Raw genomic sequence first — 1,842 nt, forward strand, 5'->3', positions numbered from 1 at the left:
TGGCGCATGGGCCCGGCGATGCTCTCGAGGTCGTAGACGCCGCCGCGCGAGCCGCGCAGCAGCCGCTTGACCAGCACCTCGTCGGTGTCGGTCTCGAGCACGACCACCTGGCCCAGCATGTCGGGCGTCGGCGCGGTGCGCTGGTCCTCGAAGTAGATCAGCGCGCCGTCGTCGGCGAGGCCGCGCATGGAATGGCCGACGACCCGCAGCGCGCGCGCCTGCTCCGTGCCGCCGGGCGGGACGGGCGTGAGCTCGGCGGGCGCCTGCCCGAGGGCGTAGAGCACCGTGCCGTCCGGATTGGCGCCGACGTGGCCGATCACCGGGACCAGCCCCTCGGCCGCCGCGCCCTGCATCGGCCCGGCCGCGTCGTAGAGCCATTCCGCGCTGACCCCGAAGGCGGCGGCGTACTCCTTGGCGCGGCGGTAGGAGAAGGGCGCGTTGCCGTTCTCGTTCGACGCGTAGGTGTTGCGGCTCCAGCCGAAGGCGTCGGCCGCCGCGGCGGCGGTGTCGTAGCCGCGGTCCTGCCGGGCCTGCCGCAGCCGCTGGGCGCGTCCGTCGTCCATGACTGTGGGTAACATACAGAATGGACTTGCGCAAATCCTGTAGATTTCATACATTTCACCGCATGGAACATACAGACCGAGAGAGCTATTCCGTCCTCCGCCACGGCGGGGCGTCACAGGTCCGAGCGTGCGCAGAGATCGGCGTCAGTTCCGGACGTGGGTCGATGCCGGAGGCGGTTTTTCGCGTCGTCCGGCCGGGCAGGGGCGGCGTCGGGGGGCGGCCGCGGTTCGCGCGGCACGCCGCCCACGTCGAGGCGGTGCGCGCCGCGGGCGGCTATCCGGCGATGACGCCGCGATGAGCGGGCCGGGGACGGGCGGCCCGGACGGGGCCGCGGCGCTGGTCGCCGGCGCGCTCAGCCGCCGCAAGCCGGGCGAGCGGGCGCGGTTCCTGCGCGAACTGCTGGCCCACGCGGCCGCGGGCATCGTGGTGATCGAGGGCGAGGCCGAGGCGTCGGAGGCGGTCTACCGCCTGGCCGACGCGGTGGTGGCGCGCGCAGGACGCGAGGCGAGATGAGCCGGCGCAAGAACCTGAGCCCCGAGGCGGTCGCGCGCGAGCGGCTGGTGCGGGAGGCGCGGCAGCGCAAGGCGCGCGAGCACGCGCAGGCGGTGGCGGCCGGCGTGGCCGAGACGGTGGCGCTTTCGCGGGCCCGCGGCGCCGCCATCGCCGAGCCGACCGTCACCAGGAAGCGGGTGCGCCTGCAGCCCTACCGGCGCCAGACCGGGCTGGAGTGGCTGGAGGCCAAGGGCCGCATCGGCGCCCCGGCGCGGGCGGCCGGCGAGCACTATGGCTGGGCCTACCGGCGGGTGAAGCTGGAGAAGGCGATCCCCTCGACGCTCGGCCAGGAGGTGCGCGGCGCGTTCATGGCGCCGTCGCTGGCCGAGGTGATCGCGCGGGGCGAGGGGACCGAGATCGCGCGGATGAAGCTGGCCGAGCTGCGCGCGCGGCTGAAGCGCCAGCCCGACCTGATCGCCGCCTGCGACCTGATCTGCGGCGAGGAGAAGACCCCGCGCGAAGCCGCCGGCGGCGTGGACCGCGACGCGGCGAAGCTGGAGGGGCTGCTGAAGGTGGCGCTGGACTTCCTGGTGTAGAATGTTCGTAGTTTGTTCTTGACATCCGAACGCGAATTCGGTAGGTTTCAGTCACCGTCGATTAGTGCGCCCGGTGAAGTGATCCTTGCAATTGAGCTTCGCGGTCGCGATAGCTTCAGGTTGAATCGAGATCGGGGGGGGGGGGGGCGTGGCTCGCAAGCCGGTTTCCGGAGCGGATCCGGCGCTTGTT

The 1,842-nt window shown here is 72.9% G+C and carries 3 protein-coding genes; 2 read left to right on the forward strand and 1 reads right to left on the reverse strand.

All coding sequences use genetic code 11. The features are described from left to right. Positions 1-563, reverse strand: a 563-nt coding sequence (locus JNL41_RS22395) for a LexA family transcriptional regulator (protein WP_293478503.1), incomplete at its 3' end; no start/stop codon positions are given. Positions 564-858: 295 nt separating this feature from the next. Between JNL41_RS22395 and JNL41_RS22400 the strand changes: the two genes are divergently transcribed. Together JNL41_RS22400 and JNL41_RS22405 are read left to right on the forward strand one after the other, a co-directional pair. Continuing rightward, positions 859-1,077 (forward strand): hypothetical protein, encoded by a 219-nt coding sequence (locus tag JNL41_RS22400; RefSeq protein ID WP_293478504.1) that lies wholly within the window; start codon positions 859-861, stop codon positions 1,075-1,077. Further along, positions 1,074-1,652 carry a hypothetical protein gene (locus tag JNL41_RS22405; protein WP_293478505.1) on the forward strand — a complete coding sequence of 193 codons (579 nt, stop codon included), beginning with the start codon at positions 1,074-1,076 and terminating at the stop codon, positions 1,650-1,652. Before JNL41_RS22400 ends, JNL41_RS22405 begins: the two co-directional genes overlap by 4 nt. The last annotated feature ends 190 nt before the right edge of the window (positions 1,653-1,842 follow it).

This window comes from Phenylobacterium sp. (genome assembly GCF_016793285.1).
Classification (GTDB): domain Bacteria; phylum Pseudomonadota; class Alphaproteobacteria; order Caulobacterales; family Caulobacteraceae; genus Phenylobacterium.

Excerpts from the sequence above, each read along its gene's own strand:
- JNL41_RS22400 (WP_293478504.1), top strand. The coding sequence starts at position 859 with ATGAGCGGGCCGGGGACGGGCGGCCCGGACGGGGCCGCGGCGCTGGTC.
- JNL41_RS22405 (WP_293478505.1), top strand. The coding sequence starts at position 1,074 with ATGAGCCGGCGCAAGAACCTGAGCCCCGAGGCGGTCGCGCGCGAGCGG.